The sequence below is a fragment of the Roseovarius marisflavi genome (genome assembly GCF_900142625.1).
In the GTDB taxonomy this organism is placed as follows: Bacteria; Pseudomonadota; Alphaproteobacteria; order Rhodobacterales; family Rhodobacteraceae; genus Roseovarius; species Roseovarius marisflavi.
Genome location: NZ_FRBN01000039.1, coordinates 1 through 21934, shown reverse-complemented (window position 1 = coordinate 21934; position 21934 = coordinate 1). Strand labels below are relative to the sequence as shown.

At 60.5% G+C, this 21934-nt stretch carries 20 protein-coding genes and 4 pseudogenes; 8 read left to right on the top strand and 16 right to left on the bottom strand.

Going from position 1 to position 21934, the window contains the following annotated elements:
• Positions 1–227: 227 nt before the first annotated feature.
• On the bottom strand, positions 228–2102 hold the full coding sequence (locus BUB78_RS18620) for an SLC13 family permease (protein WP_073200734.1): 1875 nt from the start codon (positions 2100–2102) through the stop codon (positions 228–230).
• Positions 2103–2195: 93 nt separating this feature from the next.
• On the opposite strand from BUB78_RS18620, the pseudogene BUB78_RS18615 reads away from it, so the two are divergent.
• A pseudogene (locus BUB78_RS18615) lies at positions 2196–3032 on the top strand (SDR family oxidoreductase).
• Positions 3033–3129: 97 nt separating this feature from the next.
• Here BUB78_RS18615 and BUB78_RS20795 read toward each other — a convergent pair.
• Positions 3130–3408, bottom strand: a complete 279-nt coding sequence (locus BUB78_RS20795) for a hypothetical protein (RefSeq protein ID WP_073200733.1) — start codon at positions 3406–3408, stop codon at positions 3130–3132.
• Between BUB78_RS20795 and BUB78_RS20495 the strand changes: the two are divergent.
• A pseudogene (locus tag BUB78_RS20495) lies at positions 3380–3569 on the top strand (DDE-type integrase/transposase/recombinase); the annotation flags it as partial. The gene BUB78_RS20795 and the pseudogene BUB78_RS20495 overlap by 29 nt on opposite strands.
• On the opposite strand, the gene BUB78_RS18605 reads toward BUB78_RS20495, so the two are convergent.
• From BUB78_RS18605 to BUB78_RS21620, 6 genes and pseudogenes are all read right to left on the bottom strand, one after another.
• Entirely contained in the window at positions 3487–3906 is a 420-nt protein-coding gene (locus BUB78_RS18605) for a hypothetical protein (protein WP_181444381.1), read from the bottom strand. The pseudogene BUB78_RS20495 and the gene BUB78_RS18605 overlap by 83 nt on opposite strands.
• On the bottom strand, positions 3896–4414 hold the full coding sequence (locus BUB78_RS20790; protein WP_073200731.1) for a F0F1 ATP synthase subunit delta: 519 nt from the start codon (positions 4412–4414) through the stop codon (positions 3896–3898). Before BUB78_RS20790 ends, BUB78_RS18605 begins: the two co-directional genes overlap by 11 nt.
• Positions 4415–4711: 297 nt before the next feature.
• On the bottom strand, positions 4712–4990 hold the full coding sequence (locus BUB78_RS18595) for an AtpZ/AtpI family protein (protein WP_073200729.1): 279 nt from the start codon (positions 4988–4990) through the stop codon (positions 4712–4714).
• Complete coding sequence (locus BUB78_RS18590; RefSeq protein ID WP_281248906.1) at positions 4987–5436, bottom strand: F0F1 ATP synthase subunit epsilon; 450 nt, start codon at positions 5434–5436, stop codon at positions 4987–4989. The genes BUB78_RS18595 and BUB78_RS18590 overlap by 4 nt, the downstream gene beginning before the upstream one ends.
• A gap of 420 nt (positions 5437–5856) precedes the next feature.
• A pseudogene (locus BUB78_RS21625) lies at positions 5857–5970 on the bottom strand (integrase core domain-containing protein); the annotation flags it as partial.
• Positions 5971–6039: 69 nt separating this feature from the next.
• A pseudogene (locus BUB78_RS21620) lies at positions 6040–6306 on the bottom strand (DDE-type integrase/transposase/recombinase); the annotation flags it as partial.
• 269 nt (positions 6307–6575) lie between these two features.
• Here BUB78_RS21620 and BUB78_RS18575 point away from each other — a divergent pair.
• The 3 genes from BUB78_RS18575 to BUB78_RS18565 all read left to right on the top strand — a co-directional run bounded on the left by BUB78_RS18575 (position 6576) and on the right by BUB78_RS18565 (position 9996).
• Positions 6576–7895, top strand: a complete 1320-nt coding sequence (locus BUB78_RS18575) for an alginate export family protein (protein ID WP_073200726.1) — start codon at positions 6576–6578, stop codon at positions 7893–7895.
• Between the two features lie 231 nt (positions 7896–8126).
• On the top strand, positions 8127–9134 hold the full coding sequence (locus BUB78_RS18570; protein WP_073200724.1) for a glycosyltransferase: 1008 nt from the start codon (positions 8127–8129) through the stop codon (positions 9132–9134).
• Positions 9103–9996 (top strand): IS481 family transposase, encoded by an 894-nt coding sequence (locus tag BUB78_RS18565; protein WP_084732956.1) that lies wholly within the window; start codon positions 9103–9105, stop codon positions 9994–9996. The genes BUB78_RS18570 and BUB78_RS18565 overlap by 32 nt, the downstream gene beginning before the upstream one ends.
• A 166-nt stretch (positions 9997–10162) precedes the next feature.
• Here the strand turns inward: BUB78_RS18565 and BUB78_RS18560 are convergent, their stop codons facing one another.
• The 7 genes from BUB78_RS18560 to hutI form a co-directional block, all read right to left on the bottom strand.
• Positions 10163–11713: a TRAP transporter large permease gene (locus BUB78_RS18560; protein ID WP_170865111.1), complete on the bottom strand. Its 1551-nt coding sequence runs from the start codon at positions 11711–11713 to the stop codon at positions 10163–10165.
• Positions 11710–12207, bottom strand: a complete 498-nt coding sequence (locus tag BUB78_RS18555; protein WP_073200720.1) for a TRAP transporter small permease subunit — start codon at positions 12205–12207, stop codon at positions 11710–11712. Before BUB78_RS18555 ends, BUB78_RS18560 begins: the two co-directional genes overlap by 4 nt.
• 62 nt (positions 12208–12269) lie before the next feature.
• The gene (locus BUB78_RS18550; protein ID WP_073200718.1) at positions 12270–13355 is read right to left on the bottom strand and encodes a TRAP transporter substrate-binding protein; all 1086 of its coding nucleotides are present in this window, start codon (positions 13353–13355) and stop codon (positions 12270–12272) included.
• Positions 13356–13427: 72 nt separating this feature from the next.
• Positions 13428–15098 (bottom strand): urocanate hydratase, encoded by a 1671-nt coding sequence (gene hutU, locus BUB78_RS18545; RefSeq protein WP_073200716.1) that lies wholly within the window; start codon positions 15096–15098, stop codon positions 13428–13430.
• Complete coding sequence (gene hutG, locus BUB78_RS18540) at positions 15095–15877, bottom strand: N-formylglutamate deformylase (protein ID WP_073200738.1); 783 nt, start codon at positions 15875–15877, stop codon at positions 15095–15097. The genes hutU and hutG overlap by 4 nt, the downstream gene beginning before the upstream one ends.
• Positions 15878–15879: 2 nt before the next feature.
• Positions 15880–17406 carry a histidine ammonia-lyase gene (gene hutH, locus BUB78_RS18535; RefSeq protein ID WP_073200714.1) on the bottom strand — a complete coding sequence of 509 codons (1527 nt, stop codon included), beginning with the start codon at positions 17404–17406 and terminating at the stop codon, positions 15880–15882.
• Complete coding sequence (hutI, locus tag BUB78_RS18530) at positions 17403–18602, bottom strand: imidazolonepropionase (RefSeq protein ID WP_084732960.1); 1200 nt, start codon at positions 18600–18602, stop codon at positions 17403–17405. Before hutI ends, hutH begins: the two co-directional genes overlap by 4 nt.
• Positions 18603–18674: 72 nt before the next feature.
• Between hutI and BUB78_RS18525 the strand changes: the two genes are divergently transcribed.
• Both BUB78_RS18525 and BUB78_RS18520 read left to right on the top strand, forming a co-directional pair.
• Positions 18675–20042: a formimidoylglutamate deiminase gene (locus tag BUB78_RS18525; RefSeq protein WP_073200712.1), complete on the top strand. Its 1368-nt coding sequence runs from the start codon at positions 18675–18677 to the stop codon at positions 20040–20042.
• Positions 20039–20740 (top strand): histidine utilization transcriptional repressor HutC, encoded by a 702-nt coding sequence (locus tag BUB78_RS18520; protein ID WP_073200710.1) that lies wholly within the window; start codon positions 20039–20041, stop codon positions 20738–20740. The genes BUB78_RS18525 and BUB78_RS18520 overlap by 4 nt, the downstream gene beginning before the upstream one ends.
• A 587-nt stretch (positions 20741–21327) precedes the next feature.
• On the opposite strand, the gene BUB78_RS20480 is transcribed toward BUB78_RS18520, so the two are convergent.
• On the bottom strand, positions 21328–21624 hold the full coding sequence (locus BUB78_RS20480; RefSeq protein WP_073200706.1) for a hypothetical protein: 297 nt from the start codon (positions 21622–21624) through the stop codon (positions 21328–21330).
• A 22-nt stretch (positions 21625–21646) separates the two neighbouring features.
• Between BUB78_RS20480 and BUB78_RS18505 the strand changes: the two genes are divergently transcribed.
• Positions 21647–21862 (top strand): SpoIIAA family protein, encoded by a 216-nt coding sequence (locus tag BUB78_RS18505; RefSeq protein ID WP_073200704.1) that lies wholly within the window; start codon positions 21647–21649, stop codon positions 21860–21862.
• Positions 21863–21934: the final 72 nt, after the last annotated feature.

The window sequence follows — 21934 nt, the reverse complement described above, 5'->3', positions numbered from 1 at the left end:
GATGGCCGCAGCATCAACAGCGTCTGACTTGCCACGTTTGACGTAGGGCTTCACATAAGCTGGTGGGATCAGCTTGACGTTATGACCCAGTTTGAATGGCTATCTCCGATAGCACCTCAGGGATGTTGCCTCCCTGCGCAGACAGGCTGCGATCCGGCCGCCGGCGAAGAACGGATACCTTCCGACAGATCCTGTGCAATCATCCCGGAGCGCCTCACCATGCGGATCTACAATGGCCAGACGATCAACAACAGCGGCACACTGACGACGACCACGAGGACCTCGACCACAAGTCCCAACCGCCAGTAATCACCGAAGCGGAAGCCACCGGGGCCAAGGATCAAGGTGTTGTTCTGATGTCCGATTGGCGTGAGAAAGGCGCAGGAGGCGCCGATCGCGACGGCCATCAGGAAACTGTCCGGATTTACCCCAAGTGTGGCGGCAATTCCAAGGGCGATGGGGCAGAGGATGGCCGCGGTGGCGGCGTTGTTCATCACGTCCGACAGGAACATGGTGGTGATCAACACCACTGCCAATGCCGCGACAGGGTTGCCTTGTGCGATGGTCTCGACCAGAAGCCGCGCCAGCAGATCGGCGGCCCCGGTCGTCTGCATCGCGCCCGCAACCGGGATCAGTGCGGCCAGCAGAACGATGATCGGCCAATCAATCGACGTATAGATTTTCCTCAGGGGGACCGTGCGCAACAGCATCGAGGCCAGAACCCCAAACGCAAAGCCCAGGGGTGCAGGCAGCAGGCCCAGCGTCACAATGGCGATCGCTCCCAGCATGATCGCGCCCGCAATGATCGCCATATTTTTGTCGGGGAGGCGCAGCTCGCGCTCACCCAGCGGCACGCAGCCGGTATCGTTGATGAATTCGGCCATCATCTCGACCGGGCCCTGCATCAACAGCAGATCGCCGGATTTCAGCTTTAGCTTGCGAAGCCGCGCCTGTGGCTGGCGTCCTTCGCGCGACACGGCCAGAAGATTGAGCCCATAACGCGTGCGCAGCCGCAGATCGCTCGCCGAACGCCCGACGATGGTCGCGCCCGGCAGAATGGCGAGTTCGCGCAGCACGATGTCCTCGTCACTTTGATCGCTCTCATCGGCGTCTTCGACCTTGTCAGCCTTCCTGATGGCGATTTCCGCTTTAGCCTTTTGGGGCGTCTTTTCGGATGCGTCGTCTGCCGTTTCGTCTTTGCTATCCGAGGCTGTTTCATGCGCCTCAAGCGTGATGTCGAAGACCGACAGCGCTTCGGCCAATGCGTCGACATCGGCCTGCAGCACCAGAACGTCACCCGCGTGGATGTGGCGCGCACCATGCGGCGCGGTGATGCGCACCTCGTTTCGCACCAGGCCGACGATCTGTGCGCCACTGTCCTCGATCTCGGACTCAAAGCCGCGCAGGGTCAGCCCGACAGCCTTGCCTTTCTCTGGCACGCGCACTTCGGTCAGATAGGTGCCGGTGTCAAAATCGGCGCCAGCGGCAGATTTGCGCGCAGGCACCAGGCGCCAACCGATGAGTGCAACGAAGAGAACGCCCAGGGTTGCAACCGCGATTCCGACAGGGGCAAAGTCGAACATGGCGAAATGCCCCAGCCCGGCCTCTTCGCGAAAGCCCGAAACGATCAGATTCGGCGGCGTGCCCACCAGCGTGGTCATGCCCCCCAGAATAGTGCCGAAGGCGAGCGGCATCAGGATCTGTCCGGGCGTGAGATTCAGCCGGTCCGACACCTGCACTGCGATTGGCATCAAAAGCGCCATCGCGCCCACGTTGTTCATGAAGCCCGACAGCGATGCACCCAGCCCGATCAGCGCCAGCATGGTCGTGATCCGTCCGGCATCACTCGGCAGGATGCTGCGCGCCAGCCAATCCACGGCGCCTGTGTTGCGCAACCCCTGACTGAGCACCAGCACACAGGCCACCGTAATCACCGCCGGGTGGCCAAAGCCAGCGAAGGCCGTTCCTGACGGAACCAACCCTGAGATGACGCAGGCCAAAAGGGAAGCCAACGCAACCACGTCATGGCGAAACCGCCCCCACAGGAACAGCCCCAGCATGGCAGCGAGAATTGCGAAGATCAGGATCTGCGGGTTGGTCAAGGCAAAAGCTTTCTTGCTGGGACGTCGCTTAAGGCAGGTTTCGCGACCGGGTGCTGATCCGCGTTAGCGCCGGGCGGTCTCTTTTACGATCAGATGGAGGCATGCCATCAAAGCGACGTGTTCGTTTCGCTGAAGCAAAAGGAATTAAAGAATGAAAATCAATGGAAAAGTGGCGCTTGTGACCGGTGCGGCGCAAGGGAACGGGCGTGGCATTGCCTTGCGTATGGCAAAGGGGGGGGCGACATCGCGGTTGTCGACATCAATACCGATACGACGGGTGACGTCGCTGCCGAGATTGAAGAGCCTGGCCGCAAGGCCACAACATTCAGGACCGACGTCAGCGACCGTGCGGAGGTCTACGCAGCGGTCGAGCATGCCGAAAAGACGGTTGGCGGGCTCGACATCATGGTCAACAATGCCGGTATCGCGCAGGTCGATCCGATCGCAGATGTCACGCCGGAAGATGTAAAGCTCATCCTGAAGATCAATATCCAAGGGGGGCTCCGGGGGATTCAGGCTGCCGCTGCGAAATTCAAATCGCTGGGCCACAAGGGCAAGATCATCAATGTGTCGTCGATTGCTGGGCATGATGGATATGAGACGCAGGGCGTCTGTTCGGCGACGACGTTCGCCGTACGCGCGCTAACACAGGCCGCAGCCAGGGAATATGCCAGTGACGGCGTCAGTGTGAATGCCGACTGTCCCGGCATCGTCGGGACAGACATGTGGGTCGGGATCGACAGGCAGTTTTCTGAATTGACTGGTCCGCACATCGACGAGATCTACGGCAAATAGGCGGGCGGAATAGCTCTGGGGCGGGCACAGACCCCGGACGACGTTGCCGCACTGGTTTCGGGCCTTGCTGAACCGGATTCCGACTACATAACGGGGCAGGCGATCATCACCGACGACGGGATCGTCTATCGCTGAGCAGGCATGTCCGCCCGTCGAACCGCCAGAACCCTCGCACCCGCGAGGATCGCTCTGCCTGTGACCTCGTCAATCATGTCATGGCTGGCGTCGATATCTACAAGCAGGACATCGACCGTGCCATGGGGAGGCGTGCGCGCGACGGCGTGCAGATCGGTGATTGCGCGATGTCCGCCTGGTTCGCGACCTCTTTGTCGCGAAGATCGGCGACATCAGCGGATGAGACCGCGCCGACCTTGTTGCACCATGCCTGCCGCAGGAAGGTGGCCAGCGTGGCGGCCTCTTCGTCGCTCAGCCGGTCGTCAAAGCCGGGCAAAGACAAAACAACCGCCATCGACGAGATGTGACAGAGCGACTTCACCTCCTTCAAGATCATTGGCCGCGCCAGAGGCATGCCTTTTGCACGACGGATGGTACTATCTCTGCACGGTTTTGGATGAGTGCAGCCGCTACATCATTGCCCGGTAGCTTTGCACCGACATGCGGGCCGAGGATGTGACGGATATGATCGAACTGGCGCTGACGGCGTCTGGTTGCGGCCAAGGGGGTCGACAATCCGCCCGAGCAGGGCGTCGCGAACGGGCACGCTCACCACTTCGCCCGTGCCGAAGACGGCATCGCCCGCCTCGACCCTGGTCGCGGCGTCAATAAACATGCAGCCGATCAGATCTGGGTCCAGAACGCGTGCGAACCCGAACTGGCCACGCTCGAACCGCAGAACCTCGTCCAGCCGCACGTCGCGCAAGCCCGAGATCATCGCCACACCATCCCCGATCCCTTTGACACGGCCCCTGTGTTCGGGTCGTGGACCGAGGGCCGCGCGACGCACTGCGCATTGCGCCGAGGCGAACCAGTCCGGTGTGTCAACCGGCATTCTCGACCTCCTTCAGGATGTTCTCGAGGTCGGCCCGCCAGCTTTTGTGCAGAACGAAATGCGCGTGGCGCAGTTCCAGCCCGGCGATCAGGTCGGGATCGGTGACAAGCCGAAAGCCGGGCGTGCCGCCCAACGCATCCTTTACCGCTTGTTCAATCTCGGCCCTTTCCGCTCCCTCCGGGTCTGTCGCAGTGATGATTTGGATGTCGTCTGCCGAGGCTATTAGCGCTGTTCGGTCGGAGTCGGACATGCCGACGATGGCCTCAACAAGTTGCGCAAGGAACGCCGCCTGAACCTCGGCTGTGTTGAACCGGCCCAGGAGCCGCGCTGCAATCTCGGCCGACAGATCGGCGGCCCTTGTCGCGTTTTCCTTCCGCGCGGCTTTCGCGACTGTGTCCGCGGCCGCCTTGGCCTTGGCCAAGATGATCGCCCATGTCGTGACGATCGCTTGCGTGATCGCAACCGGCCCGATCTGGAACAGGACGGTGGAGTCGAGGGGAGAGGTCATGTTTGGATCTCCCGCATCCTGCGGAGCATGATCCACCTTGCGCAGAGGACCCCCGAAAACGCCGCCAGCAGGGCAAACCCGCCCAAGAGCACGGCGAGAAAGAACGCGGTGGCCAGAAGCGAAATGCGCCCTAGGTCAGGGCGATCGCGCGAAGGGGTTCACCCCCGTTGACGAGGAGATGGGCGGTCTCGCGAAGCGCGCGGAAATAGCCATATCCGCTCAAGTGACCGCCAAGAAAGCAGAACGGAAGAAGGACGATTAGCGGGAGAGTTGAGAGATTGGTCATCGTGCGTTCATCTATTTCCAAGCGGTCCAGCCGCCTATGCAAAGCCCGAGCAGCATCAACGGGGCGCTCCAGAAGATGCCCGTTTCAAAATGCACATTGAGCCAGCGTCCGAAGAACAGGCCCGCCAGGGTCGGCACCACGAAGATCCAGCCAAACACGCCGATCTGCGCCAGGCGACGACCGACGGGCATGTCACCCTCTCGCAGCCACTTCTCGTCACGGCTGCGATGCTTGCGGATTTCCTCGACCAAAGGATAGGTTTGGGTTGGCTCTGATGGGTTCTTGGTCATCGAAACTCTCCCGTGTCTGCGCCCGTTCTCAACCGGCTGATCATTTGGCGGGTGGCGTGCATTTGCAAACGAACCGTCTCGACATGCTCAATCCGTTCTTCGTCGGCGTCCGACTGGAAACGGGCCAGAACCTGCGCGTCCAGCGTGGACAGATCGTCGCCGGCCACCGCTTCGCGGGTGGCGACGGCGACTGTGGTGCCACCGGTCACGGTCAGCACCCCGCCGCGCAGGGCGCAGAACCGCTCGCGCCCGGCGGTTTTCCAGCTGAGTATGGGGACCGCGAGCGCGGTCAGGAACGGAGCATGACCGGGCCGAATGCCGAAGCTGCCGCTGGCGTCCTGAGCCCGCAAGCTGTCGGCATCCTCGTCCACAACGACGGACAGGGGGGCACGATCCGCAATCTCATGCCGCAGCTTCCTTCTTGCAGGCGACTGCCAGTGTGCCAAGCATATATAGTTAGCTTTCCGACCAGTCGTCGGCCTGGCCGTCCAGAATGGCGCGGCACCCCGACAAGGTCTCGGCCGGAGGGACGCTGGCGCCCGACGTGCCGGAAAAGGCTCTGTTACCATGAAGGGTTGGGTCGGGAAATCTGCACCGAGTGGCCTCGTCACCAGGCAGTCAAGCGCTGCGGAGCGCTTCATCACGCCTGTGGCGGGGAGTCTCGGCACTAAGCGGCTGATAGTTTGAATGTCACTCAAAACTGAGCCGGTAGAGGTCGGAAGTGTCACTGGGAAATGACCCATGAGCAACCTTGCCCCTGACGGGATGTGTCGGGGGGATGGAGTGACAGACATGGGATTTTGAGCGCAATTCGACGTTGGGCATTGAGGGACAAGATGCCCATAGGCCTCATCAGGGGTCAATATGCCGGGGGTCGAATGCGGGCGCTGAGCGTTGTAGCAGGCCAGCCATTTGATGATCCCAGCCCGCATTTCTGAACCTGTCTCAAAGGCATTCAGACAGACGCATTCATACTTCAGTGATCGCCAGCGAACGGTCGATCAGTGTTTGAGACAAACCACCCGAGAACATGAGACTATCATATGACTATCCGTGTTGAAGACTTCTCGCCTGCCGTGTTGGGCTAATGCCTCTTTCAAGACGTCAACGCAGAAGTCCGCCTCCATGCTGTTTGATAACCGCCAAGCCAGAACCTTTCGGCTGTGCCAATCCATGATTGCGACCACGTAAAGGACCCCGCGACGCATCGGGATATAGGGAATGTCAGCGCACCAAACCTGGTTGGGCCGATCAATCACCGCGTTTCGCAACACATAGGGCCAGATCTTGTGCTTCGGATGTTTCTTGCTGGTGTTGTTCGCCTGCGACGGTGTGTCGTTCGGCGATTGCCAACCTGGCCGCGCTACATCGGACAAAGACCTTATGACATTTCGGCCAATTGTCTTAGCAGAGCGCCACGATCCGGGCGGGCTCTGTCTTTTCAAATACAGACATCGCCAGACCTTCGTCCGATGCCGAAGGATTTTTTGACAGCTATTGCAGTCTGGAACGACTGGCGCCTGAAAGATGATTTGGAGCGCCTATTTGGCCCAAAAGTCATATTAAAGAGGCAGGTGTTTGTAAAATGACACGAGCGCACACCCGATTTACCCCGAATGCCGTTGGTGTCGCCGTAACGTCTGTTGCGCTTGCCTTGGGGGTAATTGGCGCAGCTACGGCCAAGGACCGGCTGGACTGGATCGAGTTTCATGCAGACGACAAGCCGCATGTCACCAGGGAGCTGTCAAAGGGCCTTTCGGTCGGGGTCGCTGCAGAGCTTACGGCGCAGCGCTCGCAAAACCTTGATCTTGATCTTGCCGATGACGAGGACGAGGATGAGGTGAAAATCGAGGTCGATCTGGGCCTGCTTTATGACGACGGCGACACGGTTCGGTCCTATCTCGAATTCAATCTGTCAACCGAGCGGTTGGGCCGTGGGGAAGAGAACGCCCGCGACGCCATTCTTGACGTGGAAGAGGCCTATATCACCTTTCGCAGCCAGGACCGCAATCAGGCGCTGACTTTTGGCCGCTGGTCGGTTTCCGATGAACGCGAATGGTTGCTTGACGAAGAACTGGACGGCGTGCATTTTTTCCGACGTGGCGAAAGATTTGCGTTTGAACTGATGTACGCCCGCGAGCAGATCCTGAAAAAGGATCTGCTGGACGACCATGATAACGATGAGCCTGACAATTTCTATGCCCGCGCCCATGCCAACCTGCCGGGGGATGCGGTCGGCAGCCTCTATGGCCTCTACCAGATGGGCCGCGATCGCAATAATGCGGATTTGTTGTGGCTGGGCACCTCGCTTTTCGGCAGCACAGACAATGACATTGAGTATTGGGCCGAGCTTGCTCATGTCCGCGGCAGCGAGCGCAACCGCTCGGTGAGAGGTTACGGGTTTGATGTCGGGCTGACCAAGACGTTCAAGGCCATGCGCGCGAACCCGCGCCTGACAGCCGGCTTTGCCTTCGGTTCGGGCGATGATGGCTCGGGGCGCGACGGGGCGTTTCGCCAGACCGGTCTTGAGGGCAATTCAGTGCGTTTTGGCGGCAAGACCAGCGTCAAATATTACGGCGAGGTCTTTGACCCCGAGCTTAGCAATCTTGGGATTGTGACCCTGGGCCTTGGGTTTGACTTGTTCAAGGAGTCCTCGGTGGATTTTGTCTATCACTATAATTTCCAGCACAAGAAATCCCGCCGCCTGCGCGATAGCGCGCTGGAGCAGAGACCAACCGGTGATAGCCGCGATCTTGGGCACGAACTCGACCTGATCGTCGGCCTCAGAGAGTTCGAGGCAGTCGATATCAATCTGTATGGCGGTGTGTTTCTGCCCGGTGATGCCTTTTCGGGCACGAAAGATACAGCCGGGATTTTCGGCATTGAAATAAGTACCAAATTCTAGATCCCTTTACGGGCTGGTTGACTGAATGAAAGACCAGCCCCCCGGCGCGCTGCCTCTATCTGTTGGCGGCTTCGCCACATCACAGCGCCGGACATCCTCCGATACCGCCGCTTTCCCACGCGTAGCGCTGAATTGGGGCATTTCACACATCTTCAGCAGGCCTTGCGATGGTTCGGCTGCCGCTTCGCTGGCATTTTATCCCCTATGCAAAGACATCAGCGGAAAGTTTCAATGTCGATCAAGCGCGTTGCGTTTCTTGGGACCTCCCGGTCCGGGCTGGGCCACTTGCGCCGCCTTGCGACCATTGGCAAACGCCTGCGCGCTCTGGCGCCGGATATCGTTGCCTGTTTGATCACCAATGCCGCGCCGGATGGGTTGTCCGAAGGCGATCGCAGTGTTTTTGCCGAGATCGTTGTAAGCGAACGGGCCGATATGGCGGCTTGCCTTGGGGCAGGGGGCTTTGATCTGGCGGTGCTCGATACGCTCCAACTGCCGGGCATCGCGGCCTACACGGGACCGAGCGTTTTGATCCTGCGCGAAACGCCTGACAGCCTTTTGCCGGACTTCGCCCGTGATGACGGGCGTCCCTGGAATGCTATCATCCTGCCCAATCCTGCGTTGCATTGGCGCCCGGATGTCGGGGCGGATTTTACGCGTGCCGTTGAACCCGTGGGATGGATATTGCGCCCGTCCGGCCCGCGTTCGGCCAACGATAAAACCGCCGGTATAGTTGTGGCGACCGGTGGCGGCGGCACGCCGTCAACCCGCGCTGTGCTTTATCCGATGCTGGTTGACATCATCGCCGAGACGCGCAGGCGCGTCGGGCACCGCTTGCATATACGCCAGGCTTTGGGGCCGCGCGCAGGGCTGTCTTCGCTCGACCTGGCGGACGAGGTGTTTGATCCGGGGCCTGCCTTGAACGATGTGTTTCGCGCGGCGGATCTGGTGATTTCGACCGCTGGATACAATTCGGTGCTGGAATTGGCGAGCACTGACACCCCGGCGCTCTTGGTGGCGATCCCGCGCAGTCTGGATGATCAGGCCAGGCGGGTGCGCCAGTGGGGGGCGAGGGTCGGGCATGGGCTTGACGCTAGCGCGCCAGAAGCCGCAACCGAGTGGCTGGTCGATCAAATCGCACATTGTAGATATGCCGTTACTCGCGAGACATTTCTTTTAACGTCCCAGATTTGGGAAGAAGGAGATGTTCATGAACAAGGATCAACGCGAGATTGGGCGTAAATTACGGATACTGCGATACGCCGAAGAGATCGGCCATGTTGCCAAGACCTGCCGTTATTTCGGGATTGGTCGTGCCAGTTTCTACCGTTGGCGCAAGGCCTATGCAGAACACGGAGAAGCTGGCCTGATCAATGCGCCACCCATCCCTAAATGGCATGCCAACAGGACGCCGCCTGAGCGCGAGGAGAAGGTTCTTTACCTTCGTCGCAAGTATCACCTCGGGCCAATGCGGATCGTTTGGTATCTTGCGCGCTATCACGACATCAAGATGTCTGACGCGACCGTTTCGCGCATCCTTCGGCGTCATGGCCTGAATCGGCTTCCTCGGGGAACCCGCATGCGCAAGGTCCACACCAAGCGGTATCAAAAACAAGTTCCGGGACATCACATCCAGATGGACGTCAAGTTCCTGACTTTCAAAGGTAAACAGGGTGAGAAGGTGCGACGCTTTCAATATACGGCAATCGATGACGCCACACGGGTCCGGGCTCTAAAGATTTACAAAAAACACACCCAGGCCAACGCAATCGATTTCGTCGATCACATTATCGAAAAGTTCCCTTTCCGCATCCGTGAGATACGTACAGATAACGGCCATGAGTTCCAGGCAAAGTTCCATTGGCACGTCGAAGATCTGGGGATCCGCCATGCCTATATTAAACGCGGCACGCCACAGCTTAACGGCAAAGTGGAACGATCGCACCGCTCTGACGGGCAGGAGTTCTACCAACTGCTCAGCTACAAAGGCGATGTCGATCTGGAAGCCAAACTGGACGAGTGGGAGCGCTTCTACAACTTCCACAGACCGCATGGCGCACACAAAGGGAAGACGCCTTACGAAGCACTCAGAGAAAAGCTATAATCAACAAATCTGATGTCTCACGAGCAACCCCACCTTACATGCAACATGAAATCGAACATAGGCAGGCTATGGGCGAGGTTCGGCGGCGTCGCTCAGTCTTACTGAGGGACTGCCCGCCGTTCATTGTGTCACCTGCTCTCGGATGGTTCCGAGAGCTATGGCGGGCTTAGAAAAGTACTTCAGGCAGCCAGGTTGCCAAAAACGGCAGCGCCCAGACCAGAAGGATGCCGATTGCCTGCAGGCCGATGAAGGGCGCAACGCCGCGATATATGTGCCCGGTCGTGATTTCCTTAGGGGCGGCGGCGCGCAGGTAGAACAGCGAGAACCCGAACGGCGGGGTAAGGAAGCTGGTTTGCAGGTTGATCGCCAGCAGAACGCCAAGCCAGATCGGATCATGCCCCATCACGATCAGGGATGGCGCCACGAGCGGCAGGACGATCACGGATATCTCGACAAAATCCAGAAAGAACCCAAGCACGAAGACAAAAAGCATTACGAACAGAAGGGCGCCATTCGGCCCGCCGGGCAGGTTTTCCAGCAGATGCGCCACACGCTCTTCGCCGCCAAGGCCGATGAAGACCAGCGAGAAAAAGCCCGCCGCAAGGATGGTTGCGAATATCATCGCGGTCATGGTCAGTGTGGAATTCAGCGCGTCATGGATGATTTTTGTCCGAATGGACGCGCGCAGCGCGAGAATGACTGCGCCAAGACCGACAATTGCGAGCAGGGCATAGAACACTCCGATCATCCATTCCAGAGCGCCGTTGTCGTCGCGTTGCAGGCGCACAGGATATAGTCCGGCCATAAAGCCCAACACCACCAGAGCCGCTGCCCCAATCAGGATCAGTTTCGGATTGATCCCGATCTTGCGCCCCGCCATCAGCAGCGCGCCGATTGCGCCCACCGAGGCGGCTTCGGTCGGTGTGGCGATACCGCCAAGGATCGCGCCAAGTACCGCGAAGATAAGCAGAACGGGCGGGATGATCGCGGCCATGACCTCGCGGCGGTCGGGTGTCGCAAGGCCGATATCGGCAGGGGGCATGTCCTGTGGGCGCAGCGCGCCCCGGATCAGGATATAGAGCAGGTAGAGCGTGACCAGCAGCAGCCCCGGAAGGATCGCGGCGGCAAAGAACTGACCGACCGACAGGGCCTCGACCGAGAATTTGCCTTGTTGGTATTGCGCTTGTTGATAGGCGTTCGACATCACGTCGGCGAGAATGATCAGCAGGGTAGAGGGTGGAATGATCTGCCCCAGCGTGCCTGCCGTACAGACGATGCCAGCGGACAGTGCCGGGTTATAGCCCGCGCGCAGCATGGTCGGCAGGGCGATCATGCCCATGGCCACCACCGTGGCCCCGACGATGCCGGTCGAGGCCGCCAGAAGCGCGCCGACCAGAACCACCGAAATGCCGAGGCCGCCGCGCAGCTGGCCAAAACTGCGCCCCATGGTGTCGAGAAGTTCTTCGGCGATCTTGCTCTTTTCAAGGATCGCCCCCATCAGCACGAAGACCGGGATGGCGATCAAAACCTGATTGCCGATCAGGCCAAAGGCCCGCTGGCTCAGAGCTCCCAGAAGCGAGACATCCATGATCCCGAGCATCCAGCCCAGATAGGCAAAACCGACGGCAACACCGGCAATGCTGAACGAGACCGGAAAGCCGGACAGGATCGCCGCCATGAGGGCGGCGAACATGATCAGGTCAAGATAGGCTGTCACGCTGCGCTCTTTTCATGAAAGAGGTGCACCAGAAGCGCCAGGGATTGCAAAAGGATCAGGATGCAAAAGGCCGGGATCAGAGATTTGAGAAGGAACACCGCCTCGATGCCGCCGACGGATATCGGGCCTTCAAGGATCTTCCAGGAATTGCGCACCGATGGCCATGACCAGTAGAGCAGCGCGGTCATCGAGGGGATCAGCAAAAACAGGTGGCCGAAAATATCGATCCGCCGCCGCGCCACGTGACTGACCTTGGCATAGAACACATCGACACGAACGTGTTTGTCCACCAAAAGCGTGAAACCGGCGCCAAGCATGAACAGCGCGGCATGCATGTAAAGCACGCTTTCCTGTGCCGCGATGGAATTGAAGCCAAAAACGTATCGCCCGATGACGATGCAGAACTGCACCAGTACCATGATCAGCGCCAGCCACCGGATCACGCTGGCGACGGCGCGGTTCATCTGGTCAATTGCGTTGGCTAAAACAAGCATCACCGCCCCCGGAATTATTGAACGTGTGGCGCGCGACGCGAGGGCCGCGCGCCAGCGTGGTCTCAATAGCCAAAGACCCCGGCGCGGGCGTTCATCTGGCCGTTATCGGCATAGCTCATGTAGCCGCCGACCAGATCGCGATAGGCGATGAAGCTTTCGGTGATGCGAACCACAAGCGCGTCGTCATCCGCCAGGTATTCCTGCATGATCTCCTGCGCCGCGACGCCCATGGCCGCAATCACATCGTCGGGCAGTTTGCGCACCTGCACGCCATGTTCCGATACCAGCGTCCTGAGCGATTGCGCGTGCTTGGTCATGTATTCGGTCCAGACCGGGTTATAGAGGCCCTGACAGGCCTGGGTGACGACTTCCTTGAGGTCATCGGGCAATTCCGCGAACACTTCGGCATTGACGCCGCATTCCTCGGCCGAGGAGGGCTCGCCCACACCGGGCCAGTAATAATAGGGCGCGACCTGATAATAGCCGAGCGCGGAATCCGTCCACGGGCCAATGAATTCGCCGGCATCCAATGCGCCGGTCTGAAGCGCCTGGAACATTGCCGGGCCGCTCATAGACTCGGCCGCCATGCCCAGTTTCGCCGCCATCTGCGAGGCGATGCCGGTGGTGCGGAACTTGAGGCCCTTGAGATCCTCGACAGACTTGATCTCATTTTTGAACCAGCCTGCCCATTGCGGACCCGAGTTGCCGCACAGGAACGGCTTGATGCCGAAGCGGCCATACATTTCGTCATAAAGCGCCTGACCGCCGCCGTGATACATCCAGCCGAATTGCTCGTCCGCGCGCAGGCCGAAGGGCTGCGAGCCAAATAGCAGTATGCCCTTGGATTTGCTGCCCCAATAGGCGGGAACGGCGTGGTAAAGCTCGGCTGTGCCTTCGGACACGGCATCGAACACGCCATTGCCGGGCACGATTTCGCCGGCGGCATAGAGCGTCACCTTGATCCGCCCGCCCGACAGTGTGGTGATCCGGTCGGCCAGCGTTTGTGCCGCGACGCCGGGGCCAGGCAGGTTCTTGGGCCACGCCGAAACCAGCTTCCAGTTGCGCACATCCTGCGCAAGGGCGGGTGCCGCGAGGGTCGTTGCCGCAGCGCCAATGCCGACCGTGGCCAGAAATTTACGTCGATCCATTTGTCTTCTCCATGTTGAATGCGCGGTTTGTTGGGGTCGTTGACCGTCTGTCGCGGCCTTGAATGGTTTGCATCAGCCCAGAATGCGCGGCAGGCGCAGGCCGTTCTCGCGGGCACAGTCGATCGCCTCCTGATACCCGGCATCCGCGTGCCGCCAGACACCGCTTGCCGGATCATTCCAGAGCACGCGCTCGATCCGCTTGGCGGCCTCGGGCGTGCCGTCGGCGCAGATCACCACGCCGGAATGCTGGCTAAAGCCCATGCCGACGCCGCCGCCGTGATGGATGCTGACCCATGTGGCCCCGCTGGCGGTGTTCACCAGAGCGTTGAGCAGAGGCCAGTCGCTGACCGCGTCAGAGCCGTCCTTCATCGCCTCGGTCTCGCGGTTGGGCGAGGCGACCGAGCCGCTATCGAGATGGTCGCGACCGATCACCACGGGGGCTTTCAATTCGCCACTTGCCACCATTTCGTTGAAGGCAAGACCCGCGCGATGCCGATCCCCAAGACCGATCCAGCAAATGCGGGCAGGCAGGCCCTGAAAGGCGATCCGGTCGCGCGCCATGTCGAGCCAGTTGTGAAGATGCGTGTTCTCGGGAAAGAGTTCCTTCATCTTGGCGTCGGTCTTGTAGATATCCTCGGGATCACCCGACAGCGCGCACCAGCGGAACGGTCCGATGCCCCTGCAAAACAGCGGACGGATATAGGCGGGCACGAAGCCGGGGAACGCAAAGGCGTTTTCCAGCCCTTCCTCAAGCGCAACCTGACGGATGTTGTTGCCGTAATCCATCGTCGGCACGCCTGCGTTCCAGAAATCGACCATCGCGGCCACATGGACCTTCATGCTGGCGCGGGCGGCTTTTTCAACGGCTTTCGGGTCGCTGTCTTGTTTGGCTTTCCATTCGGCCATGGTCCAGCCCTGCGGCAGATAGCCGTGCAGCGGATCATGGGCGCTGGTCTGGTCCGTCACCAGATCGGGGCGGACGCCGCGCCGGTATAGCTCGGGGACGACATCGGCGGCATTGCCCAAAAGGCCCACCGACTTGGCCATGCCCGCCGCTGTCCAGCGCTCGATCATCTCAAGTGCTTCGTCCAGCGTATCAGCGCGCTCATCGACGTATCGCGTGCGCAGCCGGAAGTCGATGCTGTCGGGGTTACACTCGACCGCCAGACAACAGGCGCCGGCCATCACCGCCGCCAAAGGTTGCGCGCCGCCCATGCCACCCAGACCGCCCGTAAGAATCCACTTGCCCGTCAGGTCGCCGTCGTAATGCTGGCGGCCGGCCTCGACAAAGGTCTCATAGGTGCCCTGCACGATGCCTTGGCTGCCGATATAGATCCACGAGCCCGCAGTCATCTGGCCATACATCGCCAGACCCTTCTTATCGAGGTCGTTGAAATGGTCCCACGTCGCCCAATGGGGAACAAGGTTGGAGTTCGCAATCAACACGCGCGGCGCGTCCGCATGGGTCTTGATGATTGCAATCGGCTTGCCCGATTGCACGACCAGCGTTTCATCCGCCTCAAGGTCCCTGAGGCTGGCAACGATGCAGTCAAAATCGGCCCATGTGCGCGCCGCGCGCCCGATGCCGCCATAAACCACCAACTTATGCGGGTTCTCGGCCACATCGGGGTGCAGGTTGTTCATCAGCATCCGGAGCGGGGCCTCGGTCTGCCAGCTCTTGGCGGTCAGTTCCGTGCCGGTTGCGGGGTAGATATCGCGCGTGTTCTTGCGAGGATCGCTCATTGAGGCCTCCAGTCGGACAGGGTTTGCAGAATGGTTTTGAGGTGCGCGCGGGTGCGCTCGGCGATGTCGTCGACGTAACTCCACGGGGCGCGCTCGATCATATAAGTGGATTGGGCCAGTTCCATCTGGATGGCATGCAGACCCTCTGCGGGGCGACCATAGTGGCGCGTGGTCCAGCCGCCCTTGAAACGCCCGTTGAGGATTGCCGTGTAACCCCCTGCGTTTTCACAGATCTTCATGACTTGGGTGGCGATGTCGGAGGCACAGGTCACACCCTGATTGGTGCCGATGTTGAAATCCGGCAGCGTGCCGTCGAACAGAAACGGGATATGCGAGCGGATCGAGTGGCAATCGTAAAGCAACGCAAAGCCGTGCTGCGCCTTCACACGCTCCAATTCTGCGCCAAGCGCGGCGTGATAGGGCGCGTGATAGGCAATTCGGCGGCGCTCTGTCTCTTCCGCATCCGGTTCCTGCCCGTCGAGATAGATCGCCAGCCCGTCGAAATCGGTCAGCGGGCAAAGCCCGGTGGTGTTCTGACCGGGATAAAGGCTGGCGCCCGAGGGGTCGCGATTAACGTCGATCACATAGCGGTGAATCGGCGTGCGGACCGTGGTCACATCGGCCGCCAACCCGTTGTAAAGGCGGTGAATGTGCCAATCGGTATCGGCCATGGCGCGGCCTCTGTCATTGAGGCGCCCAAGGCAATCTGCGGGAATGTCGGTGCCGGTATGGGGCAGGCCCAGCACCAGCGGGCCATCGCCGCGTGTGATGTCGATCAGGCTCATAGGGGCATCTCCAGACCGGCGGCTTTGGCGAGGCCGTCATTGGTGATGCACACCGCCGCCGCCTTGATGTCGGGGGCGAGATAGCGGTCCTGCTGCAAGCTCGGGACGTGCCTGCGCAGACTGGCCATGGCGGCTTGCAGCGGCGGCGAGGTGACCAGCGGTGCGCGCTGTTCTATGCCTTGCGCGGCGCAGATCGCCTCGATCCCCAGAATGACTGAAAGATTGGCGGTCATGCGGCCAAGACGGCGCGCGCCATGGGCGGCCATGCTGACGTGATCCTCCTGATTGGCAGAGGTCGGCGTGCTGTCGGTCGAACAGGGGTTCGCCAGATGCTTGTTCTCGCTCATCAGCGCCGCAGTGGTGACTTCGGCGATCATCAGGCCAGAGTTCAACCCCGGTTCAGGCGTCAGGAAGGGGGGCAGATCAAACGAAAGGGTCGGGTCCACCATCAGAGCCACGCGGCGCTGCGCGATGGCGCCGATTTCCGCCAGGGCGAGCGCGATCTGATCGGCGGCAAAGGCGACAGGTTCGGCGTGAAAATTGCCGCCCGAGAGGATCTCGCCGGTCTGCGCAATCACCAAAGGGTTGTCGGTGACGGCATTGGCCTCGATTTCCAGCGTGCGACCGGCAAAACGCAACAGGTCGATTGCCGCGCCCGTCACCTGCGGCTGGCAGCGGATGCAATAGGGGTCTTGCACGCGCGTGTCCCCCTCGCGGTGGCTGTCTCGGATCACGCTGCCGTCTAAAAGGCGGGTCATGGCTGCTGCGACCTCGATCTGGCCTTGATGCCCGCGCAGGGTATGAATGGCCGGGTTGAGCGGCGCAGTCGAGCCCATGATCGCGTCCGTGGACAGGGCCGATGTCACCACCGCCGCGCGCGCGGCGCGCCAGGCCTCGAACAGTCCGGCAAGCGCGAGCGCCGTCGAAAACTGCGTCCCGTTGATCAGCGCAAGGCCTTCCTTGGGACCAAGTACCACGGCGGTCAGCCCGGCCTTGTCGAGGGCCGCGCCACCAGCCATCGTTTGCCCTTGATAGGTCGCTTCGCCCATCCCGATCATCACGGCCGCCATATGCGCCAGCGGGGCCAGATCGCCCGAGGCGCCGACCGAGCCCTGCACCGGGATCACCGGCAGAACGCCGCGTGTCAGCATCGCCTCGATCAGCGCGCAGATCTCCCACCGCACCCCCGAGGCGCCACGCCCCAGCGACAACAGCTTGAGCGCCATCATCAGGCGGGTGGTCGCAGGCTCCAGCGGCTCGCCCACACCACAGCAATGTGACAGGATCAGGTTGCGCTGAAGGGTCTCGGTGTCGTCTGGCGCGATCCGGACCGAGGCGAGTTTGCCAAAGCCGGTGTTGATGCCATAGACGGGCGTGTCGCCCTGTGCTGCGGCGGCGACAACGCTGGCCGATGCCTCGACCGCTGCGCGTGCCGAGGGATCGAGTTGCACAGCCTCCCCTGCGCGCCAGAGGGTTTCCAGCTCTGCCAGAGTGGTGAGGCCGGGGGCCAGGGTCTGGGTCATTGGGCACCTCCAAAAATGCGTTGGTGCAGCGGGTTGATGCCGATGCCATAGGACAATTCCGCCGGGTCGCTGACGTTCCAGATCGCCAGATCGGCGCGCATCCCCGGTGCGATGACGCCGCAATCTCCCAACCCGAGGGCAAGCGCACCATTGCGCGTGGTGCCTGCCAGTGCTTCGGCCGGGGTCATGCGGAACAGCGTGCAGGCCATGTTCATCGCCAGCAGTATCGAGCCCAAAGGCGAGGAACCGGGGTTCCAGTCCGTCCCCACGGCCATTGCCACACCGTGATCGCGGAACGCCTGAACGGGCGGTGCCTGGGTTTCGTGAATGCTATAGAATGCGCCGGGCAGCAGGACGGCGACGGTGCCTGCGGCGGCAAGGGCTGCGGCATCGGCTGCGCTCGCATATTCCACATGATCGGCGGACAAGGCACCATATTCAGCCGCCAGAGCCGTGCCGCCAATGTGGCTGAGTTGCTCGGCATGAAGTTTGACGGGCAATCCAAGCGCACGCGCCTTGTCAAATACGCGGGCGATCTGTGCCGTGTCAAAGGCGATACCTTCGCAGAATCCATCGACCGCATCGACCAGCCCCTCGGCGTGGGCGGCCTCCAGCGTCGGCAGGCAAACGCTGTCGATATAGGTGTCGGGATTGGTGCCGCTTGGCGCGGCATGGGCCCCCAGAAAACTTGTCACCACGCGAATGGGGCGTTGTTGGCCCAGGATACGTGCGACGCGCAGCATCTTGAGTTCGGTCTCGCGGTCCAGGCCGTAGCCGGATTTCACCTCAACCACGCTGACGCCTTGCGCGATCAGGGCATCCACACGGGGCAGGGCACTTGCCAGCAGGTCGTCTTGGGTGGCGCTGCGCGTTGCGGCAACGGTCGAGACGATCCCACCGCCCGCGCGGGCCACCTCTTCGTAGCTCGCCCCGTTCAGCCGCATCTCGAATTCGCGGGCGCGATTGCCGCCATGCACGATATGCGTGTGGCAATCAATCAGCGCAGGGGTGACGAGGCGCCCGTCATGGCTCTGACGGTCAAATCCGGCATAGTTGGAGGGCAGGTCTGACGCGGGGCCGACCCAGTCAATCCTCTCACCCGCGACGACAATCGCGGCATCCGGCACAAGGCCATAGCCAGAGTCTTGATCCATCGTGGCGGCTGTCAGGCCGGTCATGACATAGGGCTGTGCCATCATGAATCCTTGTATTAAATCTTACTTAATATTAATATGTAGTTACTTATTAATGTCAACGGAGTTGTTGCCGTGCAGATCATTCACGCAAAACAAGTGCTTACCCCAGAGGGCTGGCAAAGCGACCTTGAGATTGCAGTCGACGCGGGCGGTCGAATCGCCAAAGTCGGTCCGCAAGGCCAAGCGCCAACGCAGTGCGTTGCCTTGCTGCTTCCGGCCCCGCTGAACCTGCACAGTCATGCGTTTCAACGCGCCATGGCGGGGCTGACCGAAGCGCGGGGCCCGGACCCCCGCGACAGCTTCTGGAGCTGGCGGCGTTTGATGTACAAGTTCCTCGATCAACTGACGCCTGACCATGTTGAGGCGATTGCTGCGCTGGTGTTCATGGAGATGCTGGAGGCCGGTTATGGCTCGGTCGCCGAATTCCACTACCTCCATCAGGATGTTGGCGGTGTGCCCTTTGGCAACCTTGCCGAGATGTCGGAGCGGATCGTTGCGGCAGCGGTGCAATCCGGGATCGGCCTGACCCTCTTGCCGGTGTACTACCAATACGGCGGCTGCGATCTGCGCCCGCTGAACGGGGGTCAACAGCGTTTTGGCAATGACCCCGAGCGTTTCCTGCGCCTGCACGAAGGTGCCGTTGCGGCCGCCGCCGCAGGTCCGAAAGACTTTAACTCAGGGCTTGCACCGCATTCCCTGCGCGCGGTCGACCCCGCCGGTCTTTCTGCGATTCTTGCGCAGGCGACCTCTGGCCCGATCCACATGCATCTGGCTGAACAGGTGGCCGAGGTGGATGAGGTTTGGGCCCATCTTGGTGCGCGCCCTACCGAATGGCTGTTGGCCAACCATGCGGTTGATGAGCGCTGGTGCCTGATCCATTGCACCCAGATGACCGAGGCCGAGACCATCGCCCTTGCCAAGACCGGCGCGGTTGCGGGGCTTTGCCCCCTGACGGAGTCGAACCTTGGCGACGGTATTTTCAACGGCACAACCTATCTGGGGCAGGGCGGGGCCATCGGCTTTGGCTCTGACTCCAACGTCCACATCACGCTGTTCGAGGAACTCAAGACGCTGGAATATTCGCAGCGTCTGCGCGACCTGTCCCGCGCGGCGCTGGCGACGCAGGACCGCTCGACCGGGCGCGTCTTGTTCGAGGCCGCGGCCAAAGGCGGCGCGCAGGCGGGCGGACGCCAGAGTGGCCGGATCGAAACGGGCGCTTTGGCGGATCTGGTCGGGCTTGATGACGACAACCAATGGCTTTGCAACCGGCAGGGCGACGCCGTGCTCGACAGTCTGATTTTCGGTGGGGGCGGGCAGAGCTGCATTTCAGATGTCTGGAGCGCAGGACGGCATATTGTTAAGGAGGGTCGCCATTTCAGACGTGATGAAATAATCCTCAACTTCAAAACAACGATGCGCCAATTGGAGACCAGCATTTGACCGGGCGAACACGCCTCTCCTGGACCGACGTGCGCGACGAAATCCGCGCGCGCATCCTGAGCCGGACCTATGCGCCCGGTGACAAGCTGCCTCGGGACGAAGACATCGCGACCGAGTTGGGCTGCGCGCGCACCACGGTGCATCGCGCGATGCAGGATCTGTCGCAGATTGGCCTGGTTGAGCGTAAACGTAAGGGCGGTACGCACGTCAGGACCGATCCCGTCACCCGTGCGACGTTCGATATTCCGATAACCAGGCGCGAGGTGGAACAGCGCGGTAGCAAATATGACTACCAGCTGATCAGCCACGCGATGGAGGACAGTCCAATGTCAGTGATGACACGCTTTGGCATCCAACAACCCGCCCAGATGCTGCATGTGAGGGCACTGCATCTTGCCGACAATCGTCCCTATATCTTTGAGGACCGATGGATTGATACCAGATCGACGCCTGGCATCCTGGATGTTGATCTGAAAGTTGAGAGCGCCAACGAATGGCTGGTACGCAACAAACCCTACAGCCGCGTCGATGTGCGGTTCTACGCCATGAATGCCGAGGGCGAGAGTGCCAGACATCTGTCGACAAATGTTGGAAGTGCGCTGCTTGTGATCGAGCGCACCACATGGATCGGACGAGATCCTATCACAACCGTTCAGGCGGTGGCCGCGCCGGGGTATCAGCTTACGGCGCTGAACTGACTGAAGCGGCTCGGGGAAGGCAGTTTTTCGGTCGACCAGGGCGCGAATGCTTTCTTGATGGCGGGTTTTGTAAAGTTGGCGCAAGCGCAAAGACTCCCCCAATCACCGCCGTTCGCCTGTCTTCGCTTTCGGGGCGCTGAACGGGTTGAAGAATGGGGGGCGAACAGGAGGCAAGTAAGGTTCTTTTCAACCGTCGCTCTGAAGAACTTCAGGAGCAAAAGCGCCGACCCATGCCAGGAAACCGGAACGTCCAAACCCGACTGTTGGCAAGTTCCATCACCCAGACCGAGACATCCAGAAATTAAGCACTTTTTCGAGAACGTCACTGGTCAAGAATAAAAGGGCCAGACTGTCCGTTTGGGATGCACAGAAAATTGTGTGTCCCTCATCGGGATGCCCAGAGTACATGATGCACTGGCCAACACGACTGGGTTCAGCCTGACTCTGCAAAGAGGTTGCATTCGAGGCGCGTTCTGCGAGCGCCAATGTCTTGAGAGCCTCCAAAGGCGCTTCCAACCCGTATTCCAATTTGAACGTATCGTTGACCATGAGCAAAGCTGCGGAAGATACGGTAAACTGATGAAATATCATCTGTCCTGCCCGATCTCATCGAGATGATGGCGCGCGCCAGCAATGAAAGCCTGCAGTTTGATCGAAGGAGAGCAGACACAGCACAAAGCATCTGTCGGGCTGGTCGTGGATTTAAGAAAAATACCGACTTCTGTCGGCTCAATGATGATGACCTGAAAAATATCTGTATCGCCACCACCTCCAAGGACGCTGCACAGGTGCGATGATGATTGCCCGCCAAGTATGTCCACTGCTGTCTTGCACAGAGAATTCAGGTGCTCCTGTCGCAACTCCGTTCTCAGCAGCGCAGGCATTGTCGGCCTGCATGTCACCGGCATGCTTCACGAAAGTGACTATGCGGAATTTCTGCCCAAGCTCGAGGAGCTTTTCCGCGAACATGGCACGCTGCGGGTATTATTCTATGCGGATTCGGACTTTCGGGGATGGGACATGTCGGCGGCCTGGCAGGACGCGTCCCTGGGCTTTCGCCATGCCGCTGATTTTGAACGCCTCGCGCTTGTGGGCGCGCGAGATATAGCTAAAAGTTGGTGATGGCCCCTGAGGGGCGGCATATCATGGCGTTGTTCACGCGCCGCAATTCTCATCTGAGAAAAGGATATGCCA

Excerpts from the sequence above, each read along its gene's own strand:
- BUB78_RS18555 (WP_073200720.1), bottom strand. The coding sequence starts at position 12,207 with ATGCTTGTTTTAGCCAACGCAATTGACCAGATGAACCGCGCCGTCGCC.
- BUB78_RS18550 (WP_073200718.1), bottom strand. The coding sequence starts at position 13,355 with ATGGATCGACGTAAATTTCTGGCCACGGTCGGCATTGGCGCTGCGGCA.
- hutI (WP_084732960.1), bottom strand. The coding sequence starts at position 18,602 with ATGGCACAGCCCTATGTCATGACCGGCCTGACAGCCGCCACGATGGAT.
- BUB78_RS18505 (WP_073200704.1), top strand. The coding sequence starts at position 21,647 with ATGCTTCACGAAAGTGACTATGCGGAATTTCTGCCCAAGCTCGAGGAG.
- BUB78_RS20795 (WP_073200733.1), bottom strand. The coding sequence starts at position 3,408 with ATGATCTTGAAGGAGGTGAAGTCGCTCTGTCACATCTCGTCGATGGCG.
- BUB78_RS20480 (WP_073200706.1), bottom strand. The coding sequence starts at position 21,624 with ATGCCTGCGCTGCTGAGAACGGAGTTGCGACAGGAGCACCTGAATTCT.
- BUB78_RS18605 (WP_181444381.1), bottom strand. The coding sequence starts at position 3,906 with ATGCCGGTTGACACACCGGACTGGTTCGCCTCGGCGCAATGCGCAGTG.
- BUB78_RS18570 (WP_073200724.1), top strand. The coding sequence starts at position 8,127 with ATGTCGATCAAGCGCGTTGCGTTTCTTGGGACCTCCCGGTCCGGGCTG.
- hutU (WP_073200716.1), bottom strand. The coding sequence starts at position 15,098 with ATGAGCGATCCTCGCAAGAACACGCGCGATATCTACCCCGCAACCGGC.
- BUB78_RS20790 (WP_073200731.1), bottom strand. The coding sequence starts at position 4,414 with ATGACCTCTCCCCTCGACTCCACCGTCCTGTTCCAGATCGGGCCGGTT.
- BUB78_RS18575 (WP_073200726.1), top strand. The coding sequence starts at position 6,576 with ATGACACGAGCGCACACCCGATTTACCCCGAATGCCGTTGGTGTCGCC.
- hutH (WP_073200714.1), bottom strand. The coding sequence starts at position 17,406 with ATGACCCAGACCCTGGCCCCCGGCCTCACCACTCTGGCAGAGCTGGAA.
- BUB78_RS18565 (WP_084732956.1), top strand. The coding sequence starts at position 9,103 with ATGAACAAGGATCAACGCGAGATTGGGCGTAAATTACGGATACTGCGA.
- BUB78_RS18595 (WP_073200729.1), bottom strand. The coding sequence starts at position 4,990 with ATGACCAAGAACCCATCAGAGCCAACCCAAACCTATCCTTTGGTCGAG.